Genomic DNA, 25968 nt, shown 5'->3' on the forward strand with positions numbered 1-25968 from the left:
GCGCACTTTTCCATTTCCCCTCTATCGGGAAATAGTACTGTATTGTCGGTGGTTTTCTTCTCTGGCATTCATCAATCGTGTCATGCCAGGGGAGGAGGGGATTAGATCTTGCTCAAGTCTTCAGCGAGGTGGAACAACGTGCGGAAATGCGAGCATTTCCGCACCGGATGATGGCATCAGAGCCGTTCCAGCTTGGCGACGGAGAGGTCGAGCACCTTCATGCCGAACGAGCCGAAGTTGATTTGCGCGCGGCAGTTGGCGCCGCTGCCTTCGAGATTGACGATCACGCCTTCACCGAACTTGGCGTGCGCGACGGACTCGCCGATACGCCAGCCACCTGAGGCACCGGAGCGTTCGTTCATGCGTGCAGCCAGGCGGTTGTCGGCGCTCGGTACCGACGGCATTTCATCCCACGCCGACTTGCGCGAGCCACTAGAGAACCAATTGTTCTGCACGCGAGCTGTCAGCCACTTCAGCGATTCCTCCGGCAATTCGTCGAAGAAGCGCGACTTCATGTTGTAGCGCGTCTGGCCGTGCAGCATGCGGGTCTGGCAGAACGACATGTACAAGCGCTTGCGGGCACGCGTAATCGCGACGTACATGAGGCGACGTTCTTCTTCCACGCCGCCTTCTTCCTTCGAACTGCTCTCGTGAGGGAACAGGCCTTCCTCCAGGCCGGTGATGAAGACGTTGTCGAACTCCAGGCCCTTGGCCGAGTGCACCGTCATCAGCTGCAGCGCATCCTGGCCTTCCTGCGCCTGATTGTCGCCGGCTTCCAGCGAGGCATGCGACAGGAATGCGGACAGGGGCGACATCACGGTCGCCAGCGGAGCATCGGCATCGATGATCTCGACGCCTTCGGCCACCACGACCTGTGCGCCGGCGGCAGCCGAGGCCTGCGGGCCGAGGTGCGCAGGCGCACCCTGGCCGAAGCCTTCCTCCGATACGAACTGCGTTGCCGCGCTGACCATCTGCTCCAGGTTTTCGACGCGATCGGCGCCTTCCTTCTCGTTCTGGTAATGCTGCAGCAGGCCAGAAGAATCCAGCGTGATCTTCACCAGCTCCGGCAGCGCCAGTTGCTGCGTTTCGAAACGCACGCCTTCAATCAGCTTGGTGAAGGCAGCCAGCGAGCTGCCTGCCTTGCCGACCATGTACGGCACGGCGGCGTACAGCGAGCAGTTGTAAGTGGCCGCTGCATTCTGCAACTGCTCGATCGAGCGCGCACCGATGCCGCGCGCCGGGAAATTCACCACACGCAGGAAGGCCGAATCGTTGTGCGGATTGTCCATCAACTGCAGGTAGGCGATAGCGTGCTTGACCTCAGCGCGCTGGAAGTAGCGCAGGCCGCCGTACACGTGGTAAGGCATGCCGGCCGAGAACAGCGCATGTTCGATCACGCGCGACTGTGCATTGGAGCGGTACAGGATGGCGATCTCGCGGCGCAGGGCGCCTTCAGCGATCAGCGATTTGGCTTCCTCGATGATCCACTGCGCTTCCTGCAGGTCCGAACTGGCTTCGTACACGCGTACCTGCTCGCCGTGACCTGCGTCGGTGCGCAGGTTCTTGCCCAGGCGGCGGCTGTTGTTCGAGATCAGCAGGTTGGCCGAATCCAGGATGTGGCCATGCGAGCGGTAGTTCTGCTCCAGCTTGATCAGGTTCTTGACCTGGAACTCGCTCTCGAATGCCTGCATATTGCCCACGTTGGCGCCACGGAAGGCGTAGATACTCTGGTCATCGTCGCCCACGGCGAACAGCGCACCGCCGAAAGGCGAGGCGTGGCCGGCCATCAGCTTCAGCCAGGCGTATTGCAGGTTATTCGTATCCTGGAACTCGTCAACCAGGATGTGGCGGAAGCGCTGCTGGTAGTGCTGGCGCAGCGGTTCGTTGCGTAACAACAGCTCGTAGGTGCGCAGCAACAGTTCGGCGAAATCCACCACGCCCTCACGCTGGCACTGGTCGTCGTACAGCTGGTACAACTCGACCAGCTTGCGCTCCAGCGCGTCGTAGGCCTCCACCTGCGAGGCGCGCAAGCCCTGTTCCTTGTTGTTGTTGATGAAGTACATCACCTGCTTCGGCGGGAACTTCTCGTCGTCGATATTGTTCGCTTTGAGCAGGCGCTTGATCATCGAGAGCTGGTCCTGCGAGTCGAGGATCTGGAAAGTCTGCGGCAGCGCGGCATCCTTGTAATGGGTGCGCAGCAGGCGGTTGCACAGGCCGTGGAAAGTACCGATCCACATGCCGCGTGTATTGATTGGCAACATCGCGCTCAGACGGGTGAGCATTTCCTTCGCTGCCTTATTGGTAAAGGTCACCGCCAGCACGCCGGCAGGGGAGACCTGGCCGGTCTGGATCAGCCACGCGATACGGGTGGTCAGCACGCGCGTTTTGCCCGATCCGGCGCCGGCCAGGATCAGGGCATTTTGCGGTGGCAGTGTGACTGCTGCGAGTTGTTCGGGGTTGAGGTTGTGGAGGAGATTTTGCATCCTGCCATTATACCGGCGGAGCGCTTGGGCAGCGGGTTTGGGCGGTAGTTGGGCCGAGTTCGCCGAGGCATTGGTGATTGATTGACTCGGCGTTAGGCGTCATAATGAGGTTTATTAAAACGTCAATATGACATCGAATTTACGTTAGAGTTCTTATGTGGCCATTCAAACAGAAACCCAAAGCTTCCTTTGTTCCTACTCCGCAGATGATTGAGGAAGCTCGACAAAACCCTGGTGGTTGGGTGTATCAAATTCAAGGGAATTTTGGCCCCAACGACCATGTCCCGCCTGAAGCTATCGTGGGCGCTTTTAAAGTCGATGCAAAAGGCGAGTTGACCGGTGAGTTTCAAGCCAACCCCAATTTCCGTGGCAGCTAAAGCCCTAACATTTCAATCCACCGGACCCGCGCAAAAAGCCGCGCGGTCCGGTGATTTCTCACGTTAGACCATGCCCGATACTGATACTTGGCCAATTCTTCGACAGGGCACCTGGCTCTATGATGGCTCGGTTCCTGTCGAAGTTCGCGTTCTCGAAAGTGCAGAATTTTGGGGCTCCGGCGACTACGAGGATGATGAAGAGGTTCGAGAAGATCGTGAGGAACTTTGCTATTTTCTTGCATACGAAATGGCGGGGGCTCCTGGTGTATTCTGCAACCTCATTCCAAACCTTGTGACGCTCGATGCTGCGATTGCTTATGCTGAAATGAAGTTCCCCGGCATTCATTGGGAGAGGACGCAATGACTTTGCGCGAAAAGTCTAACCTTCACGTCAACCGGACCTCCGCAGCGCTGCGCGCTACTGCGGCCGGTTACGTCCAACGTTAGCGCCATGGCATATCTTCGCTATTCCGGAACCTGTGAGTGGTACATTTTCGAGCGGAGCGATTCGCGGCTCGCGGTATGGCACAAGGACTTTCGCGAAATCGATGCGAGCTTCGATCGTTCCGAGGTCGCCTCATTCTTGGAAAACAATTCGTTCGAGGCAGTTCCTGGCTATCGACTGGATCAAGCTGAAATTCTTCGTGCAGCATTCGAAGCATGGCTTCAAGATCCTGCCGAATAGGCTCTAACCATTTAATCCAACGGACGCCTGACGGTGCCGCTGATCGCCAACGTTGGGCGTAAGTGCATGGATCTCGCTGATCACATTTTTTTGAAGAGGGTGCCTTCGGCCAAACCTGAGTGGATCGCCGAATTATTGACACGCTTGGTTTGGCTGACCGACGACAATGGACATGAAATCTCAAATTCGTTACGGCGTTGGCTCGCCGAAGAAGACCTCGCGAAAGTTGAAATTGCATTGGCATTTCGGGAAGTCTGGCTATGGAATACGCGTCAAGAGATGGATACCATCCTTCGCTCAGTCGAAGCACGCTTTCCGATTTTGCTTGGGCAATGTGCCGCATTGCGTGCCGCCTGGCAGAACCAATTTCCTGAACTGTGAGGTTAATGCCCAACCATGCGCTCAACCTCGCTCACTCCGTTCGCTGGACACGCCAATCGTTGCGCGCTTGGCGTGCCGGTTAGCTTGAAACGTTGGGCTTTTAACTTTAGGAATTCCTTGTAATGAAAATTTGGATCGTACTGCCACTTGCTTCGCTTTTGGTCACCGGCTGCGCTACAGGTGTGGTTCCGATGGATAAAGGCGAGTTCATGGCTTCGAAGTCAAGCGCAGGCGGCGCATTCGGCGATCCGCAAGCGGTCCTTGCTGACTTGTATATCGATGCTAATGCACACTGTTCCAAGTCTGGTCAAACTCCCGAGACCATTTCAGCGATGCCTGAGAAGGGAGTGCCATTTGTGAGACCGGCGCGAGCAACGTTGAAATTTCGTTGCGTAAGCAAGTGAGTGCCAGGAATGTGGCAAGGCTTTTGGCCCAACCTTACGGTCAACTGGACTGCCTCCACGCTGCGTGCTTCGGCAGCCAGTTACCTTGAACGTTGGGCATCGCTGTGAACATGTTTCAAATTTCGGCCACTTCGTTCGGCACTTGGGCCGCTGGCAAATCCGCCAGTGCGGCCGTCGCTGGCGTCTGGGCCGCCGGCTGCTCGCAGTTTGCGGGCAAGGGTCTGCACTCGCGGCATGCTGCCGTTCGTGCGGGCGCATTCGCGGACACGCTGTCGTCAAAGCCTTCGTGGCAAGTTCACGCGCGTGTCCAACATTCCGCTCAACCGGACGGCTACAGCGCTGCGCGCCTCCGCCGCCGGTTAGCATCACGTTGGGCGCGAGCATCGTGGATCTATGGCTGATATCAAAAATAATGAGCCGATCGAATGGGTAATGGAGGAGATTGTCCTTTGCACGATCGACCGCTTCGATCTGGTCCGGCTATCCGAGGAGCGGAGCGGTTTCTGCAACAGCGATGGAGGTCATGGAGTGGCATATCCTGAAGAACTGGATGAGTACCAACGAGTAGTTGAAGGGATTGAAATTCCACCGGGTTACGTTTGGATGTTCGGCCGCGCCAACTTTCCTGGTAATGATCCTGGTTACGAATTTTTTGTTCCAGAATCGCGTTATCTAGCGGTACTGGCCAAGGTGCTCGAACAAGAGGGATACAAAGAGAGGGCAAAAGCTGTTCGTAAGAATCGAGCCTTTGCCCAACCAATCAATCCAGCGGACGCCTAACGGCGCCGCTGATCATCGACGATAGTCATCTCTGTGAACATGATGCACGCTTCGTCCGCTACGCTTGGCTTCAAGGCCCACTGCTCGCCCTTCGCGGCTAACGGTGGCGTTTGGGCCGCTGGCAGCGCATCCGACTTTGGCAAGGGTATGCCGGTGCGGTATGCTGCCGTCTATTCGGGCGCATTCGCGGATGCGCAATCGGTTGGTCATTCGCTGCGAGTTCGCGCGCGTGTCCAACTTCCCGCTCAACCGGACGGCTTACGCGCTGCGCGCTCCAGCTGACGGTTATCGCAAGCTATAAGGGGGCTGCTCCATGGACTTCTCTAAGATATTTTGCAAGGACGTCTCGTACAGATCTGGATTCGTTGAAGTGAATCCTGGGATTCACAACGACCACATCAACTTGGAGATTTGGAACACTGATCCTGATCGTGCCTCGAAGATCGCTGACGAACGCTCTTTGATCGACGGAGATGTCACCGCCGTAACCGAGATTGAGTTAAGCGTGCCACAGACAAGAGAATTGATTCGCCAGCTGCAGCTGGCGATCTCCAAATTTGAGACGAGATAAATGCCCGGCAATTCCGTCAACCGGACCTACGCACCGCTGCGCGCTACAGCGTCCGGTTACGTTCCGTTGGGCTGCTTAAAAACGTGATCGCATCTGTTCATTGAAAAGCGACCCATTGTGACGTCTGAAAACCGTTGGGTGGATAGTTCAATCCGCAGGCCGGGACGATCGCGTGCGAAGGCGAATCTGAGTCGATTGACGCCGCTGGCCGGATGCTTGTGCAGGTAAGTACCGAGCGTCCTTGCTGTGTTGAATCTACAGAGGGTATGTCACGTTTTCTCGTGCTATCTTCGCAGGTGCTGCGACAATGACGTTATCGCCCAACCTTGCGGTCAACAGGACTACTTACTCGCAGCACGCTACTTTATGGAAACCTTTATGCGAACGACTTTCGCGACCGTCATCGCAGCGGCTCTTTTACTAAATGGCTGCAGCAAAATTCCGGATGAAAAAGCCTCTTACATCGGCACCTGGAAATCTCAACATGCCACGCTTACCATCACCAGAGCATGGCGTATGCAATATCACCGCTCCGCGAATGAAACCCGCGTAGAGGAAAATTTCAACGTTAACATCAAACAATTCTCTGAAAACGAAATTATTGGCAATGTAGGCGATGCACGGCTCGACATAACAGCGCCACCCCATCAAGAGGGCGGGTCATGGCAGATGACTGTTAATGGTGACGTGCTGTACAAGCAGTGAGGCCAAATCCCTGCGCCTGGTTTAGTGCGGCCCCTCGTGGCGCACTCCTGCGGCTGGAAACGGCGCCATACGTTGACGGGAACCCCGATTATTGGCCAGGTGAGGAGGTTTCGCTGCAATTGGTCTCAGTACTTTGTATTGATATTTGGGATAATTGCCCACCATGAGAATTCCACGCTTCCTTCCATTGATCTTCGCCGTGCCTGTCGTCGCGATTGCCATTCTGTTTGTCGCAGGGCAGCGGCGTGAAGTTGCGGGCTTTCAGGCCGTGAAAGGGCGGGTCATTGAAGTTTCCTCGACATCGTGCGGAAAGAACGGGCAGCATACCTGCTGGCAGCCGGTCGTCGAGTACAGCCTAAATGGCGGGACTACGCACATACTCCGATCACGCGACCGATTGGGCTTGAAGCCGGGCTTGGGTTCGGAGATCGAACTCCTCGTCAACCCAATCGCACCGGAAGACGCACGAATCGATAACCGTGACGGCCACTGGGGCGCGAGCATTGCCGTTGTACTCTTTGCGGGAATTTTCCTCACTATGGCACTCGCATATGGCTTCGTACCGCGGAAATACATGCCTCCTGACTCTCGTTAGCATGTGCTGGGGCTTGCCGGAAACGTGCTGTTTGCGGCAGACTGTGGTGATTGCCAATTAATCAATCCCCTTGTATGAAGCCATCAATTCGCGCAATTGTCTGGAACGACTGGCCAGCACTGGCAAGCGGTATTGGGATCGTCATGGTGTGGTTGGCTCATACGGGATACCGCTGGTCGATGCGTGCCGCCGCGGAGGAGTTGACGCTAGACGGTTTCGCAATCGTCGTTACGGCGCTCCTGCTTGCAGTGCTTGTATGGCGCGTGTCGCGCGTCTACGCTCTTTTCGCAAAGGGCGTGGAACTGCCTGCCACGATCACCTCGATCTATCTGGTGAGGGATCGCGGCCGCCTTGAATTTGCGTACCAGGCGGAAGGTTTCGCGGCTTCCTCGTGGATTCCGGTGCATCGGACGAAGCGAGTCCTCGGATTTGAAGTTGGCCAGCCGGTTCGTGCGCTTGTTGATCCGTCTAATCCCAATCATGCGATCGTTAAGGAGCTTTTTCTTCGCCATTTTGCGTAAGGTGACGAAGCGGGCCGGTTGCGGCAAATTGAGTAAGTCAGGGTTTAATTGACCATGGAAGGTTTTGAATGAAATTTGGGAAAACTACGCCGATCCTTCGCATATTCGACGAAGCGAAAGCACGGGAGTTCTATGTCGATTTCCTGGGATTCGAGATCGACTGGGAACATCGCTTTGAAGCTGGCCTTCCGCTTTATCTACAGGTTTCGCGGGACAATTGCGTGCTCCACCTGTCGGAACACCACGGTGACTGCAGTCCCGGAGCCGCAATGAGGATCGAGACAAAGGTTCTCGAGGCCTTTCACAAGCAACTGACGGCCAAGGAGTACAGGTACGCGAGGCCGATGATCGAGGAAATGCCATGGGGCAGTCGGGATATGTCGATACAGGATCCGTTTGGCAATCGGCTTACGTTTACCGATGCCATCGGCACCTGATATCGTGTGCACCCCGTAATTTGCGTGGGTGGACGACGAAGTTCACCCAGCTTTAGCCCCGCTTCAATACTGGTCAGAGCACTTCGGAGCATCACTCGCTTGCAGCTGCGCCCGGCAGCTTTGGCTCGCCAAAAATTGTCTTGTAGGCCGCATACACCGAGCACTGGATCACCATGACGACGATCATCAAGGACGATTGCAGCACCGCCATGCCCAGCAGGGTTTTACCAAGCAGGAGCAGCACCACATTGGTCAACAGCATCACGATCGCCACCCAGCACAGGAAGTAGAGCAGGAAAGCGCGCAGCGCGCGCCAAACGGCGAAGAAGCTATAGAACAGCGCTTTGCCGACGCGCATTTGCTGCCAGAAGATCAGCGGCGCGGCGAACAGCATCGCCATGCTGAGCGGCAGCGAGAGCAGGAAGATGACGAACATCGCCCAGCCGAAGTTGCCGTTGGCGGCTGCAGCCGCCGCAGCAGCATCCGGCTTTGCCTGTTGCTCTGCCATTTGGCGCACGGTGTCCATGCCGACCACGGATGCAAACAGCATGGCCAGCAGCGCAAGCACCAGCACGAACAATGCGCCCAGGCCGGCCAGGCGCGGGAAGATCGGCTTCTGGAAGATCGGTCGCAGCATTTCCGGCGTCAGGCTTTGTTTGCGGTCGGCCGCCGAGCAAGCCTGCACGAATACTGCGGTGAACACTGGCGCCAGGATCATTGGCAGCCATTGGCCCAGCAGGGGAATAATCCCAAGTACGACGCCCGCCACCAGGTAGGCCAGCATCAACAGCATCAGCCCTCCTGGCTGTTTGCGGAAGATGGCGAAGCCTTCGCGGATCCAGGCGATGCCTGCGCTGGCGGGTATGCTACTCATTTAATACAACTCCGGGGCCGGAACGGCAATGCGTGTGCGCAGGATGCGCTCAAAGTGGGTCGGGTCGTGCGGCGTCAACATTTCGGCGGCGCGCGGCAAATAGAAATCGTACAGGCGCGAGAGCCAGAAGCGCAAGGCGCCGGCACGCAGCAAGGCCGGCCACAGCGAGTGCTCGGTGGCGTTGAATGGCCGCACCGCGTGGTAGGCGCCCAGCATGGCGCGCACGCGTGCTTCGTCGAGCGCACCGGTAGCCAGGTCGATGCACCAGTCATTGACCGTCACTGCAACGTCGAACAGCCAGCTATCGCAGCCGGCGAAGTAGAAGTCGAAGAAGCCGGTCAGGCGCTCGCCGTCGAACATCACGTTGTCGCGGAACAGGTCGGCGTGCACCGGGCCGTGTTGCAGCGCGTGGTAGTCGGCGGATGCATGCAGCGCTTCCTGGAACTTCATTTCATCGTGCAGCAGGTGAGCTTGTTCCAGCGCCAGGTGCGGCAGCACGGCGGCGGTGGCTTCGCGCCACCACGGCAGGCCGCGCAGGTTGGGCTGCTTCAGCGCGAAGTCCTGGCCGGCCAGGTGCATGCGCGCCAACATGGCGCCAACGGCAGCGCAATGCACCGGCTGCGGCGCCATTTGCGGCTTGCCTTCGAGCTTGGAGACGATGGCGGCGGGCTTGCCGTGCAGCGGCACGCAAAGCTCGCCCTGGTCGTTGGCGACCGGCGCCGGCACCAGCACGCCGTGGTCGGCCAGGTGGCGCATCAGCTGCAGGTAGAACGGCAGCTGCTCGAAGCTGAGGTTTTCAAAAATCGTGAGCACGAACTCGCCGCGCTCGGTAGTCAGGAAAAAATTGCTGTTTTCGATGCCGGAAGCGATGCCTTTCAGCGCGACGGCTTTGCCAAGGGGGAATTGCTTGATCCAATGGCCGACATCTTCCAGTGAGACCGGGGTAAAAACTGCCATGAGAAACCAGGTTAAGTGTTCGAACGGGAGCGCGCGCTTACTTCGTTGGCGCGGCCGGCTGGGCTGGCGGTGGAGGCGGCGGGCCGTCTTCCTTGTCCGCTTCCTCGGCAGAGCGTTTCTTCTTCTTGGCGAGGAGGTCGAACTCCAGCACGGTCCACTGCGGGCCACGGTTGGCGGAACCGGCGGCATCGCCGGGCAGTGCGCTGCCAGCCGGGGTATTCGGCTTGACGGTATACGTGCTCTTGCCGCTCTTGACCTTGGCTTCGGTCACGCGGCCACCTTCGCGCTTTTCGACAATCTTTGTTTCCGTGGACGGCTTGGAGCTCACGGTGACGGGATTGTCCACTTCCTCGATGCGCTCCAGTTGCGGCGGCTGGGGCGGGGTCGATTGCGCCAGGGCGCCGGTAGCCAGCAGGGCGAGGGGGAGGGCAAGCCAGGAAGTTGGGGCGCGCATGATGGGATTTCGTTCAATTTATTGGTTTAACCATTGTATCAAATGCCCTCCTGTCCCGTTGTAAAACTCTGCGATAATGGAATATTGAGATTTACACCACGCTCCCGCTATGCAAAAGACCCTGTTGCTGGTCGATGGTTCCAGCTACCTGTACCGTGCCTTCCATGCCTTGCCTGACCTGCGCAGCGCCGAAGGCCATCCAACCGGCGCCATGCACGGCATGGTCAATATGCTGCGCCGCCTGCGCGCCGATTTCCCGGCTGCCTACATTGCCTGCGTATTCGATGCCAAGGGCAAAACCTTCCGGGATGATATGTATCCCGACTATAAGGCGACCCGCGCGCCGATGCCGGACGACCTGCGCCTGCAGATCGAGCCTATCCACGAGGCGGTGCGCGCCATGGGCTGGCCGATCCTGATGGTGGAGGGCGTGGAAGCGGACGACGTGATCGGTACGCTGTCGGTGCAGGCCGAGCAGGCAGGCATGGAGGTGGTGATTTCCACTGGCGATAAGGACCTGGCCCAGCTGGTTACGCCGAAAGTCATGCTGATCAACACCATGACCAACGAGAAGCTGGACGAGGCGGGCGTGCTGGCCAAGTTCGGCGTTCCACCGAACCGCATCATCGATTACCTGACCCTGATCGGCGATACAGTCGACAACGTGCCTGGTGTGGCCAAGTGCGGCCCGAAAACCGCGCTGAAATGGCTGCAGGAATACGGCAGCCTGGCAGGCATCATGGAAAACGCAGACAAGATCGGCGGCGTGGTGGGCGGCAACCTGCGTTCTGCGCTGGAATGGCTGCCGAAGGGGCGCGAACTGATTACCGTGAAGACGGACTGCGACCTGTCGGCGCACATGATGTCGATTTCCGAATCGCTGGGCGCGAAGGATGAGGACCGCGAGCAGCTGGTTGCCTTCTTTACCAAGTACGGTTTCAAGACCTTGCTGCGCGAGCTGTCCGGGCTGACCCCGGCTGCACCCGCGCCGGGCAGTGCGGGCGCCGCAGCGCCGGCGCCTGGCGCCACGGCGGACCTGTTTGCCGCGCCGCCGGCGACCATCAGCTATGAAACGGTGCTGACCGAGGAACAGCTTGAGGCATGGCTGGCGCGCATCGAAGCCGCTCCGCTGACCGCGCTCGATACCGAAACTACCTCGCTGGAACCGATGCTGGCTGAAATGGTCGGCATTTCCTTGTCCACCGAGCCGGGCATCGCCTGCTACATCCCGCTGGCGCACCGCTATCCGGACGCGCCGCAGCAATTGCAGCGCGACTGGGTGCTGTCCAGGCTGAAGCCTTGGCTGGAAGACGGCAGCAAGCCGAAACTGGGCCAGAACCTGAAGTACGACGCGCACGTCTTCGCCAACCATGGCGTGACCTTGCGCGGCATCGTGCACGACACGCTGCTGCAATCGTATGTCTTCGAATCGCACCGCACGCACGATATGGACAGCCTGGCGCTACGCCACCTGAACCACAAGACCATCGCTTACGAAGAAGTGTGCGGCAAGGGCGCCAGCCAGATCGGCTTCGACCAGGTTGAAATCGGCCGCGCTACCGAGTACGCGGCGGAAGATGCAGACATCACGCTGCGCCTGCACCTGGCAATGCACGGCCAGGTCTCCGGCGACGAAGGGCTGACCCGCATCTATAACACCATCGAGCTGCCGACTGCCGTCGTGCTGCAGAAGATCGAGCGCAACGGCGTGCTGATTGACGCCGGCCTGCTGGCCACCCAGTCCAACGAACTGGGCGCGCGCATCCTGGAACTGGAGCAGAAAGCCTACGAGCTGGCAGGACAGCCGTTCAACCTCGGCTCGCCGAAGCAGATCGGCGAGATCTTCTTCACCAAGCTGGAATTGCCGGTGGTGAAGAAGACGCCAAGCGGGGCGCCGTCCACTGACGAAGAGGTGCTGCAAAAGCTGGCCGAGGACTATCCGTTGCCGAAGGTGCTGCTGGAGTACCGCGGCATGGCCAAGCTCAAGTCGACTTATACCGACAAGCTGCCGAAGATGATCAACAAGCTCACCGGCCGCGTGCACACCAACTATGCGCAAGCGGTGGCAATCACCGGCCGCCTGGCGTCGAACGATCCGAACCTGCAGAACATCCCGGTGCGTACCGCCGAAGGACGCCGCATCCGCGAAGCCTTCATCGCGCCGCCTGGCTCGCACATCGTCTCGGCCGACTACTCGCAGATCGAGCTGCGCATCATGGCCCACATCTCAGGCGATGAGGCAATGCTGCGCGCCTTCGCCGACGGCGAGGACATCCACCGCGCCACCGCTGCCGAAATCTTTGGCGTGGCGCCGGCCGATGTGCAGCCGGAGCAGCGCCGCTACGCCAAGGTGATCAACTTCGGCCTGATCTACGGCATGAGCGCCTTCGGCCTGGCGGCCAACCTGGGTATCGACCGCACTGCGGCGCAGAACTATATCGACCGCTATTTCGCCCGCTTCTCCGGCGTCAAGCGCTATATGGACGAAACCCGTGCCGAAGCCAAGGCGCGCGGCTATGTGCAGACAGTGTTCGGCCGCCGTTTGTGGCTGCCGGAGATCAATTCGCCAAACGGCCCGCGCCGTCAGGGCGCCGAGCGCGCGGCGATCAATGCGCCGATGCAAGGCACGGCGGCCGACCTGATCAAACTGGCCATGATCGCGGTGCAGGACTGGCTCGAGCGCGAAGGCCTGGCGAGCAAGATGATCATGCAGGTGCACGACGAACTGGTGCTGGAAGTGCCGGATGCCGAACTGGCGCTGGTCAAGGACATGCTGCCGAAGCTGATGTCCGGCGTGGCCGAACTCAAGGTGCCGCTGGTGGCGGAAGTTGGCGTCGGCTGCAACTGGGAAGAAGCCCACTGAACAGCTTCTTCGAGCGCCAAAATTTGTCAGTACTGACAAATTTTGGCAGTCGGCTCCGACAAACCTTGTCAACTTACTTGAAATGATAACAATAAAAGACTCGCAAGTTGGCGCCACCATCGATCTCGAAGTGGATGGTCAGGCCGTGCCGGTCTACGTCGCCTATCCGGAACACACGAACCGGCCGCCCGTCATACTTGTCATTTCTGAAATCTTCGGCGTGCACGAATATATTGCAGATGTGGCGCGCAGCTTTGCCCAAGCCGGCTACCTGGCGCTGGCACCCGACCTCTTTGTGCGCCAGGGCGATGCCCGCCGCGAGCAGCCGATTCCTGCGCTGATGGCAAACATCGTCCGCAAAACCCCCGATGCGCAGGTGATGAAGGACCTGGATGCGGTGGTGGAGTGGGCGCGCACTTATGGCGCGGACGTCGAGCGGCTGGGAGTCACCGGTTTCTGCTACGGCGGCCGCATTACCTGGTTGTACAGCCACCATAACCCGCGCGTCAAAGCCGGCGTGGCCTGGTATGGCCGCCTGGTCACAGAACGTACGGCCAAGTGGCCCGCGCTGCCGGTCGATATTGCGCCGTCCCTGACGGTGCCGGTGCTCGGGCTGTATGGCGGCAAGGACGAGCTTATCCCGCCTGAAACGGTGGAACAGATGCGTGCCGCACTGGCCCTGGGCAGCAGCCAATCGCAATTTCACGTCTATCCCGACGCCTCCCATGGCTTTCATGCCGGCTACCGCCCCGAATACCGGGCGGACGACGCGCAAGACGGCTGGCAGCGGGCCCTGGACTGGTTCCGCGCCCACGGCGTGGTCTAAGTTAGCGAAAAATGCGGCAGGGCGGTAAAATGCCCGGTTTGCACAAGAAGGAAGCACCATCGACCCCGTCCTGACCTCCATCCTGCTGGCCACTACGATTGCCGGCGTTGCCAGTATTACGGCAGCGGCGGTGTTTTCGTTCGCCCTGCTGTCCAAGGTGGTCGAGAAGATGGTCAGCCTGTCGGTCGGCATCATGCTGTCCACCTCACTGCTGCATGCTCTGCCGGAAGCGTTCGAGTCGGGCACCGACCCGCGCCACCTGTTCGGCGCCTTGCTGGCCGGCCTGCTGGCCTTCTTCCTGCTGGAAAAGCTGGCAATCCTGCGCCACTCGCATCACCACGAGCATGACGGCCACCACCACCACCACGGCCACGACAAGGCGGAAGCCGGCCGCGCCGGCTGGATGATCCTGCTGGGTGACGGGATGCACAATTTCACCGACGGCATCCTGATCGCGGCCGCCTTCCTGGCCAACCCGCAACTGGGCATCGTTACCGGTGTGGCCATCATTGCCCACGAAATTCCACAGGAAATCGGCGACTTCATCGTGCTGCTCAATGCCGGCTTCACGCGTACCCGCGCCTATGTCTACAACCTGCTGTGCAGCCTGCTGTCCGTGGCTGGCGGCGTGCTGGGCTACTATACGCTGGACAAGGCCAGCAACCTGATCCCCTACGTGCTGGTGTTTGCATCGTCCGGCTTCATTTACATTGCCGTCAGCGACTTGATGCCACAAATGCAGCGCCGCGCCACCATGCGCGAAACCATTCCGCAAGTTTTCTTAATTGCACTTGGTGTTGTAATTGTGCTATTTTTCACTGCCGGCGCGCACGATACGCATTGAACTGTTACGCATTGGCATCATTTTTGCTACGCTACGGGGGATAGGAGATCCCTCATGCTTGAAACCTCGACCGAAAACCACACTGCAGATGCCCTGATGGCCGCTTTCCAGCGCGGCGCAGGGGTGCAACCGAACTGGCAACTGACGCCGGAATTCATGGAAATGCTGGGAAAACTGGTCGCAACTTCGATCAGCGGCGCCCATGGCCTGCTGGTGAGCCGCGCGGAACTCAAGCGCAACATTCACGCAGACGCAACTGTCGTCGTCGTACGCAACAATAATCCCCTCAAATTCCTGCCGGACAGCCAGGCTGCCAAAACCCAGATGCTGCGCAAGAAAATGCCCGGTTTTATGGGCCCGGTGGAAGCGCTGGAAGATGCCTTTGCCGACCTGGCCGCCCACCAGAAGTGCATGAAGGCCGGCATGGAGGGCACCGTCGCGGAAGCCCTGGCGCGCGTCTCGCCGAAAGCGCTCGAGGACAAACAGAAGCGCAGCGTGCTGGGCACGGCCCTGCCGATGGCGCGCAAAGCAGCGTTGTGGGACAGCTACCGCGCCAGCCATGCCGCCCTGGTTAAGGCGACTGCTTCCGACTTCAACGGTACGCTGGGCGATGCTTTCCTGAACGCCTATGAGCGCCGCCAGGACGAGATGGAATAAGGGAATCGATCATGGCCGATATGCCCCAGCGCATTGCGCTCAATGTCGCGGAGGTCAGCTCCGTCGGCGGACGTGCATCCAACCAGGATGCCATTGGCCGTGCCGAGCGCGGTGAACTGGTGTGTTTTGTCGTTTCCGACGGCGCGGGCGGCCATGAGGGCGGCGAAGTCGCCTCCCAGACGGTGGTGCAGACGGTGCTGACCAATTTCGGCGCGCACCCCGCCTTCAGCGCCGATGCCACGCCGGCCATGGTGGCCGAAGCGGCAATCGCGGTTGCACGCAGCAAGAAACAGCGCCCTGCGCTGCAGGGCATGAGCGCCACCGTGGCGCTGGCGCTGGTGGACCGCGCCGGCGCCCAGGCAACCTGGGCGCACATGGGCGACACCCGCATCTATCTGTTCCGCCGGGGGCGCCTGCTGCATGCCACGCGCGACCATAGCATGGTGCAACAGATGATCGATGCCGGCCTGGCCGCCGGCGCCGATCCGCGCAGCCATCCCAAGCGCAATGTGCTGTATGCTGCTATTGGCACCGACAACGAAGTACCGCCGTCCGTGATGCCGCCGATGTCTCTGCGCGCCGGCGATGCGATCCTGATCTGCACCGACGGCCTGTGGGAATGGGTGGCCGAGCCGCAGATGGAATTGCTGCTGGCAAAAGCAGGCAGCGCGCAGGAATGGCTGACCGCCCTCTGCGCCCTGGCCGACGAGCGCGCGGGCCTGGTGCACAAGGCCCGCGATAATTACAGCGCGCAGGCTATCTTTATTGGTGAAGCTCCATGAACAAAGCAGTCGAACTGCCTAACAGCCTGCCAATCGGCACCCGCGTCGCGGAATTCGAGATCCGCGAAGTGATCGGGGAGGGCGGTTTCGGCATCGTCTACCTCGCCTTCGACCACTCGCTGCAACGCACGGTGGCGATCAAGGAATACATGCCGTCGGCACTGGCCTCGCGCACGACCGACAATACGGTGACGGTGCGTTCCAAGCGCCATGCGGAAGCATTCGGCGCCGGCCTGCGCAGCTTCATCAACGAAGCGCGCCTGCTGGCCCAATTCGACCACCCGGCACTGGTCAAGGTGTACCGTTTCTGGGAATCGCACGGCACGGCATACATGGCCATGCGCTATTACGAAGGGCGCACCTTTAAATCGGTGATCCGCGACAATCCTGAACTGGTCAACGAAGCGTGGCTCAAGCGCCTGCTGCAGCCGGTACTGGGCGCGCTGGACGTGCTGTACGCGGCCAAGATCCTGCACCGCGACGTTTCGCCGGAAAACATCATGATCCAGCCGGATGGCCAACCGGTGCTGCTCGACTTCGGCGCCGCGCGCCAGATCGTGCAGGACATGGCGCAGTCGCTGACCGTAATCCTGAAGCCCGGCTTTGCCCCTGTCGAGCAGTACGCCGACGACGAGTCGATGCGCCAGGGCCCTTGGACCGACATCTACTCGCTGTCGGCCGTGATGTACGCCGCGATCACCGGCAAGGCGCCGCCGGCAGCCGTGGCGCGCATGCTGAACGATCCGATCGAGCCGCTGGCGATCAGCGGGCGCGAAGGCTACAGCAACCAATTCCTGGAAGCGATCGACCGCGGCATGGCCGTGCGTCCCGAGATCCGTCCGCAATCGATCGCGGAGTTCTCCGCGCTGCTGGGCTTTGACGCTGCCGCGCCGGCTGCTGCGCCGGCGGCCGACAGCAATAATGCGCCTGCGGCAGCCGCCGCCGAAGGCACTGCCGAAGCCGCGCAAGCCAGCGCCGCCAAGGCATCGTCGGAAAGTGCCGCGCGCCGCAATCGTGTGCGGGCGGCCCGCAACGCCGAAAAGGGCGCGCCCGGCTCCGCTGAAGCCAGCGCCAGTTCGAGCCCGAGCGCAAGCTCGCCGTTCGATTCCGGAAAACGCTCCAGCCGAAATAAGACCAGCAGCAAATCGGGCAAGCAAACAGCGCCTGTGGCACGCAGCGCGCGCCCATCGAACAATATTATCGCCGGCGGCCTTTGCGTGCTGGCCTTGCTGGTCGCCGGCATTACCTGGTTTGCCGACGGCAGCCCGGTCAAGCCTGCCGCGCCCGAGGCAGCGGGCGCGCAAGTCCAGGCGGTGGCCAGCGCAAGCGGCGAAGCATCGGCCAGTGCGGCAGCGGCAGGCGAAGCGCCGGCAGGCACTGTCGCTGCTGCCGGCACGCCGGCGGCCGAGCCGCAGCTTGCCGTTGCCGGCAGCAGCACCAATGCCTCCGCGACGGCCGGTGCGGCACCGGCAGCGCAAGCTGCGCCGGGCACTGCAGCCGCGCCAAGCGAAGCTCCCGCTGCAACGACCGGGTCACTGAGCATCGCAGTGCAGCCGTGGGCTACAATCTACGTTGACGGCGTCCAGAAAGGCATCACACCGCCTTTGAAGAAACTGACGCTGCCGCTGGGCGAGCATGAAGTGCGCCTCGAGAACCCCAATTTCCCGCCCTATGTCCAGAAAGTCACTGTGGACGCAAGGAAGCCGGTCACCATCAAGCATGACTTTGGACAATGAAAAATAAGATTTTCCTGATCGCCGCCGCGCTGCTGCTGGCCGGCTGTGAATCCTTCGGCCCGCTGCAAGACAAGTCGGCCGCTCCCGCGACTGCAAAGGAAACCGCACCGCCGCCGGTCAAGAAGGCTGCTCCTCCTGCCCCGCCGCCGGAGCCGGAAGTGCCGGATGCGCGCAAGGCACTGAATGCCGGCATTGAAATGTACAAGGCCGGCAATTTCAACGGTGCGATCAAGCAGCTCAGCGCGCCCGAACTGGCCAATGCCGAGAAGCCGCTGCAACTGGAAGCGCTGAAATATACCGCCTTCAGCTACTGCGTCACCAACCGCACCACGCTGTGCCGCCAGCAGTTCGTCAAGGCCTTCAAGCTGGACAAGTCTTTCAACCTGAGCCCGGGCGAGAAGGGCCATCCGCTGTGGACCCCTTCGTTCGAACGGGCCCGCAAGGAAGCCGCAAAAAAAAAGTAACTGCTAGTGAACGACGCGCAATGACGGGGTGTGACGCAGCAAGTTCATGATCTCCTCGTCCCGGAAGCCATTTTGCTTCAGGAAGATCCAGGCATGAATGCTGCCTGCTTCCACGTTGATGCGCATGGCAATCTGGACGATGTCCTGCGTTTCGAATTCCGCGGCCGCCAGCTCTGTTCTGATTTTCATATGTTTGCTCTCGCAACAAGTCCGTTATCCCCGACGAACTCCCAAGAACATAGTCACACTTTCACCGCGAAATTTCCAACGAAAAGCGAGCTGGTGCGGCAAGCGCGCCACGTTGTCATACACTTGTCACAATCTTTTTATAGGCTGGCATCATGATTTGGACAATGTTGAATACCTGGTACGCGCGGCGCATCACGCAGCGTTCGCGGCACGGCAAGGCCCTCAAGGAATTACCACCCGGCCTCTATCATTACTGGAAAAGCAGCGCACGCCTCGAATACCACGGCATCCCGACGGATGCCGTTTTTTTTGCCCGCGCCACGATAGGGCTGCTCGACTTCTTCGCGTGTGCCGCGCAGGACACGAAGCCATGTGCGCTGCCATCGAAGGCGGCCGACTCCGTGTGGCACGCCTGGCTGCGTTTCTCGCCGCTCAAACTGGAAGCATTCTGCCGCAAGCATTTCGGCCGGGTGGTGCCGCATGTGGAAGCTTCTGCCATGGACGGCCGGGTGGATGACGCGCTGGCGGTCTGCCTGGTACGGGCACGGCAGGCTGAAGGCCTGAACCCGGAAGGACCGCGGATGCCATCGCTCTTCTTGCTGGACAAGAAATTAAAGATGCCGTTCGGTTTCGGATACGCGGTCAAGCGCGGCCAGCCAGGCTACAGCCAGCTCGATGCGCAGGGCGGCTTCGACGCGAACATCCACTGCCCGCCGCAGCTGGCAGCGGCCGGCCTGCTGACGGCCGGCCTGATCACGACTGCCCAGTTCAACGACTTCGAAGAACGCGCCCGCCAGCAAGCAGGCAACAGCAGCGATGGTGGTGGCGGCAGCAGTTGCGGCACCGGCTGCGGCAGCTCGCTCAGCTGCAGCGATTCCTCCAGTTCCAGCTGCGACAGCGGAGGCAGTAGTTGTGGCAGCAGCTGCGGCAGCGGTTGCGGCGGCGGAGACTAACGCCCGAGCCCGTGTCACCCCTTGGGGTCACACCCTAATAGTGACACGACCTCGTCCGTATTAGTGCCGAGCCCGTGTCACACTTGGGGTGTGACCCCATGGTGTGACACGAGCTGGACTGTATGGTGGCGGGCGATCAGATGGGGCCGGTGGCGATGGGGCGGCTGCTGTCGGCGCACCATTCGGACCAGGAGCCGGGATACAGCGCGGCGCCTGGCAGGCCGGCAATTTCCAGCGCGAGCAGGTTGTGGCAGGCGGTTACGCCGGAGCCGCATTGCATGACGGCGTTCGCTGGCGTACCCACCACTGGGGCCAGTTCCTGCTGCAGCGCCGCTGCGTCCTTGAAGCGGCCGTCGGCTTGCAGGTTGTCTTTGAAGAAGCGGTTGCGCGCGCCGGGGATATGGCCGCCTACCGGGTCGATCGTTTCGTTCTCGCCGCGGAAGCGGTCGCTGGCGCGGGCGTCGATGACTTGCAGTCGCTTTGTATCGAGGTTTTCAAGCAGGGCGCCCGCCGATACCGTGCGCACCAGCGCTGCCTTGTCGGCGAGCTTGCCGCGCGGGCGTTCGGCGACCGGCATCACCAGCGGCTGGCCGGCGGCGCTCCAGGCGGCCAGGCCGCCGTCCAGCACTGCTGCCGCGCCGTGCCCAACCCAGCGCAGCAGCCACCACAGGCGCGCTGCGTACATGCCGCCGTGCGCGTCGTAGGCGACAACCTGCGTGTCGTCATTGATGCCCCAGCGGCGCAGGGTCTCCAGCAGCGCCGCGCGCTCCGGCAGCGGATGGCGGCCGCGGAATACGCCGTCGGCGTCCGTCTTCGGGCCCGAGAGGTCGGTGTCGATATTGGCGAATTGCGCGTTCCGGATGTGGCCTTCGGCAAAGGCATTGCGGCCGTGGTCCGGGTTCATCAGGTCGTGGCGGCAATCGAGGATGACCCATTGCGGGTCCGTCAGGTGCTGCGAAAGGGTGTTGGCGTCGATCAGGGTCGTGAACATGCTTGGTCCTTATACTTCGCTGGCAATCGGGTCGGTTTCGGAAATGGCTTTGCCACGTTCCGTGCTGCGCGTATTGTAGAACGTTGCGGCCACACCGGACAGCAGGATGATCGCCATCCCCACCCAGCTAAGCCAGCCAAAGCTGTCGCTGAACAGCAGCACGCCCCAGATGCTGGAAAAGACGATGCCGGTGTACTGCAGGTTGGCCACCACCAGCGTCTTGCCCAGGCGGTAGGCGCGCGTCATCGCCACTTGCGCGGCGGTGGCGCACAGGCCAATGCCCAGCATCAGGAACACGCCGTGCGCATTGTCCAGCGGATGCCAGTTCCAGCCGCTTTCCAGTACGTGGCCGCCGAAACCGGCCACGAAGTTGGTCACGCTGAAGAAGAACACCACGCGCGATTCCGGCTCGCCGGCCAGGCCCAGCTTGCGCACCTGCATATAGGCCATGGCCGACAGCACGGACGAACCCAGTGCCACCAGCGCGGGGCCCAGCTGGTTGGCGTCGAAAGCCGGCTGCAGCAGGCAGGTGACGCCGATAAAGCTCATGCCGACGGCCAGGATCAGCGGCCATTCGACGCGGTTCTTCCGGTGCCACCAGCCATGGCCGAACAGCCACACGGCGATCCAGATCGGCGCCATGTAATTGAGCGTCATGGCGGTAGCCAGGGGGAGCTTGGCGATGGTGTAGTACCACATCCAGAGGGAGACGACGCCGACCACGCCGCGCCACAAGTGGGCCAGCGGCATGGCGGTCTTGAGGCTGCCCCCTTGCAGGCGCAGCATGGTGAACAGGATGACCATGCCGATCATCCCGCGGTACATCACCATTTCGGAAACACTGAATTCACCGGACGCCAGTTTCACGCACACCCCCATGGCGGCGAACAGGAAACTGGCAACTAACATCCAGAGCGATTGCATCAGATGTCCAGTTTGCTCCGGTACCATTCATGGAAGTGCTGCATGCCGTCTTCCATCGGCGACTGATACGGGCCGGCATCGTTCTCGCCGCGCTCCATCAGGATCTTGCGGCCGGCGTCCATGCGGGCGCCGATTTCATCGTCCTCGACGCAGGTTTCCATATAGGCTGCGCGTTCGGCTTCGATGAATTCCCGCTCGAACAGCACGATTTCTTCCGGATAGTAGAACTCCACCACGTTGCGGGTGCGGTTCGGGCCTTCCGGCCACAGAGTCGATACCACCAGCACGTGCGGATACCACTCGACCATGATGTTCGGGTAGAGCGTGAGCCAGATGGCGCCGTGCTTTGGCGGCTCGCCATTGCGGAACTTGAGCAGCTGCTCGTGCCATTTCTGGTAGGTGTCGGAGCCGGATTTCTTCAGGCCGCGGTTCACGCCCACGGTCTGCACGCTGTAGTCCTGGCCGAACTCCCAGCGCAGGTCGTCGCAGGTGACGAAGCTGCCCAGGCCCGGGTGGAATGGCTCGACGTGGTAGTCCTCCAGGTAGACCTCGATGAAGGTCTTCCAGTTGTAGTCGCAGTGGTGCACTTCCACGTGGTCCAGCATGTAGCCGCTGAAATCCAGGTCTTTGGTGACGGACAGGGTGCCCAGCTTCTCCATGACGTTGTAGCCGTTCTGCTCGAACAGGAGCCCGTTCCAGTTTTGCAGCCTGGCTTTCGGCAGGTTCAGGCACGGGGTGTCGGGGAAGTGCGGCGCGCCAATCAGCTCGCCCTTCAGGTCGTAGGTCCAGCGGTGCAGCGGGCAGACGATGGTGTCGGCATTGCCGCGGCCATTGAACATCAGCGCCTGGCGATGGCGGCAAACATTGGATAGCAGTTCGATGCCGTTGGCATTGCGGACCAGCATGCGGCCTTCATTTTCAGCCGCCAGCGTGGCAAAGTCGCCGATATTCGGCACCATCAGCTCGTGGCCGACGTAACGCGGGCCTTTCTTGAACAGTTCCTGCATTTCACGCTGCAGCAGCGTTTCGTCAAAATAGACGTTGACCGGAAGTTGCGCGTTCGAACGCGCCAGCTTGGCGTGGCTACCCAGATCGGACATCCAAACCCCCCTTAATTAAATATCAAACCAAGAAGAGAAAGATCCGCAAAGACCTGAATTCAGAGAATAAAAACGGTATTTCGGACAGAACCGGAGATTATAGCGCGAAACAGGCTATCTTCGCTGAACTTTCTGATGGCGGGCGCCCGGCTGGCGGCGTGAATGTAATTGCAACGTTCCCGCCCTGATTAGAGGCCGCTTTTTAGACCGAATACAGGAGTTTGTTCTAAAATAGCGGGCTACACTAGTGTTATACAGCTTTATGACCAAGAAAATGAATGCGCCCGCCACCTTTGAGGAAGCGATGGCCGAACTGGCCCAGCTGGTCAGCCAGATGGAAGCCGGCCAACTGCCGCTGGAAGCTTCGGTCGCGGCCTATGCCCGCGGTTCCGAACTGGTGAAGTTCTGCGCCGGACAGCTCGACAAGGTCGAGGCCCAGGTCAAGGTGCTGGAGGGCGACATGCTCAAGCCCTTCGCCGAAGGCGAGGAGGCAGCCCAATGACCGCATCGTTCCAGGACTGGATGAAAACCATCCAGGCCGGCATGGAGCAGGACTTGTCCGCCTACCTGCCGGCCGAAGACGCCGTCCCGGCCAAGCTGCACGCCGCCATGCGCTACGCCGTGCTCGATGGCGGCAAGCGCGTGCGCCCGCTGCTGGTGCATGCTGCCGGTGCGCTGTCCGGCGCCGATGCGCAGGCCCTGAGCCGCGCCGCCGCCGCCTTGGAAATGATCCACGCTTATTCGCTGGTGCACGACGACATGCCTTGCATGGACGACGACGCGCTGCGCCGCGGCAAGCCGACCGTCCATGTCGCCTATGACGAAGCGACCGCGCTGCTGGTGGGCGATGCGCTGCAGGCGCAAGCCTTCAGCGTGCTGGCCGGCGTCGATTCGGTGCCGCCGCAACGCCTGGTCGGCATGCTGCGACTGCTGGCCGAGGCGGCCGGTTCGGCCGGCATGTGCGGCGGCCAGGCCATCGACCTCGATAGCGTCGGCATCAGCCTGACCCTGGAACAGCTGGAGCGCATGCACCAGCTCAAGACCGGTGCGCTGCTGCGCGCCTCCGTGGTGCTGGGCGCCATGGCGGGCAAGGATTTGACGCAAGCCGAGCTGGCGGCGCTGCACGCTTATTCGCGCGCCATCGGCCTGGCATTCCAGGTGGTGGACGATGTGCTCGACGCGACGGCCGATTCGGCCACGCTGGGCAAGACGGCGGGCAAGGATGCGGCGGACAACAAGCCGACTTACGTATCCATCCTCGGCCTGGAGCCGTCGATCGCCCTGGCGGAAAAACTGCGGCAGGATGCGCATGCTGCGCTGGCGCCGTTCGGAGAACAAGCTCTGCGCCTGCGTGAACTCGCAGACCTGATCGTGCAGAGAAAGGCATAAATGAAACTGCTCGAAACCATCAATAACCCGGCCGACCTGCGCAAGCTGGGCCGCAACCAGCTCACGCCACTGGCAGAGGAACTGCGCAGCTTCCTGCTCGATTCCGTGTCCAAGACCGGCGGCCACCTGTCGTCCAACCTGGGCACGGTGGAACTGACCGTCGCCCTGCACTATGTGTTCAACACGCCGCAAGACCGCATCGTGTGGGACGTGGGCCACCAGACCTATTCGCACAAGATCCTGACCGGCCGCCGCGACCAGTTCCATACGCTGCGCCAGTTGAACGGCATTTCCGGCTTCCCGCGCCGCGTGGAATCGGAATACGACACCTTCGGCACCGCGCACTCTTCGACCTCGATCTCCGCTGCGCTGGGCATGGCCCTGGGCGCCAAGATCAAGGGCGAGCACCGCCACTCGATCGCCGTGATCGGCGACGGCTCGATGACCGCGGGCATGGCGTTCGAAGCGTTGAACAACGCCGGCGTGGAAAAGGACTGCAACCTGCTGGTGATCCTGAACGACAACGACATGTCGATCTCGCCGCCGGTCGGCGCACTGAACCGCTATCTGGCGCGCCTGATGTCCGGCCAGTTCTATGCCGCCGCCAAGAATGTCGGCAAGTCCGTGCTGCCGGGCCCGCTGCTGGAAGTGGCCAAGCGCCTGGAGGAACACGCCAAAGGCATGGTGGTGCCTGCCACCATGTTCGAAGAGCTGGGCTTCAACTACATCGGCCCGATCGATGGCCACGACCTCGATTCGCTGATCCCGACCCTGCAGAACATCAAGCAGCTCAAGGGCCCGCAATTCCTGCACGTGGTTACCCGCAAGGGCCAGGGCTACAAGCTGGCCGAGGCCGAGCCTATCCTGTACCACGGCACCGGCAAGTTCAACCCGGCCGAAGGCATCAAGCCCGCGCTGGCGCCTTCCAAGAAAACCTATACCGAGGTATTCGGCGACTGGCTGTGCGACATGGCCAAGGCGGACAAGCGCCTGGTGGCGATTACGCCTGCCATGCGCGAAGGTTCTGGTATGGTGCGCTACGAGAAGGAGCATCCCGACCGCTACTTCGACGTCGGCATCGCCGAGCAGCACGCGGTGACTTTCGGCGCCGGCCTGGCCTGCGAAGGGCTCAAGCCTGTCGTGGCGATCTACTCGACCTTCCTGCAGCGCGCCTACGACCAGCTGATCCACGACGTGGCGCTGCAAGACCTGGACGTGACCTTTGCGCTGGACCGTGCCGGCCTGGTAGGCGCCGACGGCGCAACCCATGCCGGCAATTACGACCTGGCTTACCTGCGCTGCATTCCGAACATGGTGGTGATGGCGCCGTCCGACGAGGACGAATGCCGCCAGATGCTGTCGACCGGCTACCACTATCCGGGTCCCGCCGCCGTACGTTATCCGCGCGGCGCCGGCATCGGCGCGCCTATTGCGCAGGAACTGAGCACGCTGCCGATCGGTAAAGGCGAAATCCGCCGCAAAGGGCAGAAGATCGCCATCCTGGCCTTCGGCTCGATGGTGGCGCCTGCCATGGGCGCGGCCGACCTGCTGAACGCTACTGTGGCGAACATGCGCTTCGTCAAGCCGCTGGACGTGGAACTGGTCAGGCAGCTCGCCGCCGACCACGATTTCCTGGTGACGGTGGAAGAGGGCTGCATCATGGGCGGCGCCGGCGCAGCCGTGGCGGAAGCGCTGTCGGCGCAAGGCATCACCAAGCCGCTCCAGATGCTCGGCCTGCCGGACAAGTTCATCGACCACGGCGACCCGGCCAAGCTGCTGGCGCTGGTGGGCCTGGATGCTGCCGGCATCGCGGCCTCGATCAAGGCCCGCTTCGGCGACGAGCCACGGCTGGTCGTCAACAACGGCTGACTTGGCAACGGCTGAGATGACAACGGCGCCCGGCAAGGCGCCGTTGTCATTTGGAGCGGCCGCCGCGTCTGGCTGAGTCGCTTACGCGCATCATGTGATTATGTGCGTATTTGTGGCGGCCGTGCCTGCCTATACTGGTTTAGTTCCAGGTCCAACC

At 61.0% G+C, this 25968-nt stretch carries 29 protein-coding genes; 21 read left to right on the forward strand and 8 right to left on the reverse strand.

Going from position 1 to position 25968, the window contains the following annotated elements; genetic code table 11:
• Window positions 1–176: 176 nt before the first annotated feature.
• Window positions 177–2483, reverse strand: a complete 2307-nt coding sequence (locus ACWBU6_RS06755) for a UvrD-helicase domain-containing protein (protein ID WP_452648054.1) — start codon at window positions 2481–2483, stop codon at window positions 177–179.
• A gap of 155 nt (window positions 2484–2638) precedes the next feature.
• Between ACWBU6_RS06755 and ACWBU6_RS06760 the strand changes: the two genes are divergently transcribed.
• The 10 genes from ACWBU6_RS06760 to ACWBU6_RS06805 all read left to right on the forward strand — a co-directional run bounded on the left by ACWBU6_RS06760 (window position 2639) and on the right by ACWBU6_RS06805 (window position 7939).
• Entirely contained in the window at window positions 2639–2860 is a 222-nt protein-coding gene (locus tag ACWBU6_RS06760; RefSeq protein WP_452648055.1) for a hypothetical protein, read from the forward strand.
• A gap of 70 nt (window positions 2861–2930) precedes the next feature.
• On the forward strand, window positions 2931–3224 hold the full coding sequence (locus tag ACWBU6_RS06765; RefSeq protein ID WP_452648056.1) for a hypothetical protein: 294 nt from the start codon (window positions 2931–2933) through the stop codon (window positions 3222–3224).
• 387 nt (window positions 3225–3611) lie between these two features.
• The gene (locus ACWBU6_RS06770) at window positions 3612–3926 is read left to right on the forward strand and encodes a hypothetical protein (protein ID WP_452648057.1); all 315 of its coding nucleotides are present in this window, start codon (window positions 3612–3614) and stop codon (window positions 3924–3926) included.
• Between the two features lie 122 nt (window positions 3927–4048).
• Entirely contained in the window at window positions 4049–4330 is a 282-nt protein-coding gene (locus ACWBU6_RS06775) for a hypothetical protein (protein WP_452648058.1), read from the forward strand.
• A 393-nt stretch (window positions 4331–4723) separates the two neighbouring features.
• Window positions 4724–5110 (forward strand): hypothetical protein, encoded by a 387-nt coding sequence (locus ACWBU6_RS06780; protein ID WP_452648059.1) that lies wholly within the window; start codon window positions 4724–4726, stop codon window positions 5108–5110.
• A gap of 313 nt (window positions 5111–5423) precedes the next feature.
• On the forward strand, window positions 5424–5681 hold the full coding sequence (locus tag ACWBU6_RS06785; RefSeq protein ID WP_452648060.1) for a hypothetical protein: 258 nt from the start codon (window positions 5424–5426) through the stop codon (window positions 5679–5681).
• Window positions 5682–6059: 378 nt separating this feature from the next.
• Window positions 6060–6386: a hypothetical protein gene (locus tag ACWBU6_RS06790; RefSeq protein WP_452648061.1), complete on the forward strand. Its 327-nt coding sequence runs from the start codon at window positions 6060–6062 to the stop codon at window positions 6384–6386.
• 163 nt (window positions 6387–6549) lie between these two features.
• The gene (locus ACWBU6_RS06795) at window positions 6550–6981 is read left to right on the forward strand and encodes a DUF3592 domain-containing protein (RefSeq protein WP_452648062.1); all 432 of its coding nucleotides are present in this window, start codon (window positions 6550–6552) and stop codon (window positions 6979–6981) included.
• A gap of 74 nt (window positions 6982–7055) precedes the next feature.
• Window positions 7056–7502 carry a hypothetical protein gene (locus ACWBU6_RS06800; protein ID WP_452648063.1) on the forward strand — a complete coding sequence of 149 codons (447 nt, stop codon included), beginning with the start codon at window positions 7056–7058 and terminating at the stop codon, window positions 7500–7502.
• A 68-nt stretch (window positions 7503–7570) separates the two neighbouring features.
• Window positions 7571–7939 (forward strand): glyoxalase superfamily protein, encoded by a 369-nt coding sequence (locus ACWBU6_RS06805; RefSeq protein WP_452648064.1) that lies wholly within the window; start codon window positions 7571–7573, stop codon window positions 7937–7939.
• A gap of 91 nt (window positions 7940–8030) precedes the next feature.
• Here the strand turns inward: ACWBU6_RS06805 and ACWBU6_RS06810 are convergent, their stop codons facing one another.
• The 3 genes from ACWBU6_RS06810 to ACWBU6_RS06820 are packed head-to-tail and all read right to left on the reverse strand — an operon-like array spanning window position 8031 to window position 10224.
• Window positions 8031–8813, reverse strand: coding sequence for a BPSS1780 family membrane protein (locus ACWBU6_RS06810; RefSeq protein WP_452648065.1), 783 nt, complete (start codon window positions 8811–8813; stop codon window positions 8031–8033).
• The gene (locus ACWBU6_RS06815; RefSeq protein WP_452648066.1) at window positions 8814–9770 is read right to left on the reverse strand and encodes a homoserine kinase; all 957 of its coding nucleotides are present in this window, start codon (window positions 9768–9770) and stop codon (window positions 8814–8816) included. It lies immediately after the preceding gene.
• Window positions 9771–9807: 37 nt separating this feature from the next.
• Complete coding sequence (locus ACWBU6_RS06820; RefSeq protein WP_452648067.1) at window positions 9808–10224, reverse strand: hypothetical protein; 417 nt, start codon at window positions 10222–10224, stop codon at window positions 9808–9810.
• Window positions 10225–10333: 109 nt separating this feature from the next.
• On the opposite strand from ACWBU6_RS06820, the gene polA reads away from it, so the two are divergent.
• From polA to ACWBU6_RS06855, 7 genes are all read left to right on the forward strand, one after another.
• Window positions 10334–13087, forward strand: a complete 2754-nt coding sequence (gene polA / locus ACWBU6_RS06825) for a DNA polymerase I (protein ID WP_452648068.1) — start codon at window positions 10334–10336, stop codon at window positions 13085–13087.
• Window positions 13088–13169: 82 nt separating this feature from the next.
• Window positions 13170–13913, forward strand: coding sequence for a dienelactone hydrolase family protein (locus ACWBU6_RS06830; protein ID WP_452648069.1), 744 nt, complete (start codon window positions 13170–13172; stop codon window positions 13911–13913).
• 130 nt (window positions 13914–14043) lie between these two features.
• A complete protein-coding gene (locus ACWBU6_RS06835; RefSeq protein ID WP_452648070.1) occupies window positions 14044–14757 on the forward strand; it encodes a ZIP family metal transporter in 714 nt (237 codons plus the stop codon).
• A gap of 54 nt (window positions 14758–14811) precedes the next feature.
• On the forward strand, window positions 14812–15414 hold the full coding sequence (gene tagH / locus ACWBU6_RS06840) for a type VI secretion system-associated FHA domain protein TagH (protein WP_452648071.1): 603 nt from the start codon (window positions 14812–14814) through the stop codon (window positions 15412–15414).
• Window positions 15415–15425: 11 nt separating this feature from the next.
• Window positions 15426–16196, forward strand: coding sequence for a PP2C family protein-serine/threonine phosphatase (locus ACWBU6_RS06845; RefSeq protein ID WP_452648072.1), 771 nt, complete (start codon window positions 15426–15428; stop codon window positions 16194–16196).
• On the forward strand, window positions 16193–17932 hold the full coding sequence (locus ACWBU6_RS06850; protein WP_452648073.1) for a serine/threonine-protein kinase: 1740 nt from the start codon (window positions 16193–16195) through the stop codon (window positions 17930–17932). The genes ACWBU6_RS06845 and ACWBU6_RS06850 overlap by 4 nt, the downstream gene beginning before the upstream one ends.
• Window positions 17929–18396 carry a TssQ family T6SS-associated lipoprotein gene (locus ACWBU6_RS06855; RefSeq protein ID WP_452648074.1) on the forward strand — a complete coding sequence of 156 codons (468 nt, stop codon included), beginning with the start codon at window positions 17929–17931 and terminating at the stop codon, window positions 18394–18396. Before ACWBU6_RS06850 ends, ACWBU6_RS06855 begins: the two co-directional genes overlap by 4 nt.
• Window positions 18397–18399: 3 nt before the next feature.
• Here the strand turns inward: ACWBU6_RS06855 and ACWBU6_RS06860 are convergent, their stop codons facing one another.
• The gene (locus ACWBU6_RS06860; protein ID WP_452648075.1) at window positions 18400–18585 is read right to left on the reverse strand and encodes a hypothetical protein; all 186 of its coding nucleotides are present in this window, start codon (window positions 18583–18585) and stop codon (window positions 18400–18402) included.
• A 152-nt stretch (window positions 18586–18737) separates the two neighbouring features.
• Here ACWBU6_RS06860 and ACWBU6_RS06865 point away from each other — a divergent pair, with 152 nt between their 5' ends.
• Window positions 18738–19538, forward strand: a complete 801-nt coding sequence (locus ACWBU6_RS06865; RefSeq protein WP_452648076.1) for a hypothetical protein — start codon at window positions 18738–18740, stop codon at window positions 19536–19538.
• Window positions 19539–19674: 136 nt separating this feature from the next.
• Here the strand turns inward: ACWBU6_RS06865 and ACWBU6_RS06870 are convergent, their stop codons facing one another.
• Genes ACWBU6_RS06870 through ACWBU6_RS06880 form a run of 3 tightly spaced genes read right to left on the reverse strand, consistent with a single transcriptional unit; the run spans window position 19675 to window position 22553 of the window.
• On the reverse strand, window positions 19675–20529 hold the full coding sequence (locus tag ACWBU6_RS06870; protein WP_452648077.1) for a sulfurtransferase: 855 nt from the start codon (window positions 20527–20529) through the stop codon (window positions 19675–19677).
• Window positions 20530–20538: 9 nt separating this feature from the next.
• Complete coding sequence (locus ACWBU6_RS06875; RefSeq protein WP_452648078.1) at window positions 20539–21453, reverse strand: DMT family transporter; 915 nt, start codon at window positions 21451–21453, stop codon at window positions 20539–20541.
• The gene (locus ACWBU6_RS06880) at window positions 21453–22553 is read right to left on the reverse strand and encodes an aromatic ring-hydroxylating oxygenase subunit alpha (protein ID WP_452648079.1); all 1101 of its coding nucleotides are present in this window, start codon (window positions 22551–22553) and stop codon (window positions 21453–21455) included. Before ACWBU6_RS06880 ends, ACWBU6_RS06875 begins: the two co-directional genes overlap by 1 nt.
• A gap of 262 nt (window positions 22554–22815) precedes the next feature.
• Between ACWBU6_RS06880 and ACWBU6_RS06885 the strand changes: the two genes are divergently transcribed.
• From ACWBU6_RS06885 to dxs, 3 genes are read left to right on the forward strand one after another with little or no spacing between them, the layout of a single operon-like run.
• Complete coding sequence (locus ACWBU6_RS06885; RefSeq protein ID WP_130315456.1) at window positions 22816–23055, forward strand: exodeoxyribonuclease VII small subunit; 240 nt, start codon at window positions 22816–22818, stop codon at window positions 23053–23055.
• Complete coding sequence (locus ACWBU6_RS06890; protein WP_452648080.1) at window positions 23052–23942, forward strand: polyprenyl synthetase family protein; 891 nt, start codon at window positions 23052–23054, stop codon at window positions 23940–23942. The genes ACWBU6_RS06885 and ACWBU6_RS06890 overlap by 4 nt, the downstream gene beginning before the upstream one ends.
• Window positions 23943–25811, forward strand: coding sequence for a 1-deoxy-D-xylulose-5-phosphate synthase (gene dxs / locus ACWBU6_RS06895; RefSeq protein ID WP_452648081.1), 1869 nt, complete (start codon window positions 23943–23945; stop codon window positions 25809–25811). It abuts the gene before it with no gap.
• Window positions 25812–25968: the final 157 nt, after the last annotated feature.

It is taken from the genome of Pseudoduganella sp. HUAS MS19, from assembly GCF_053615455.1.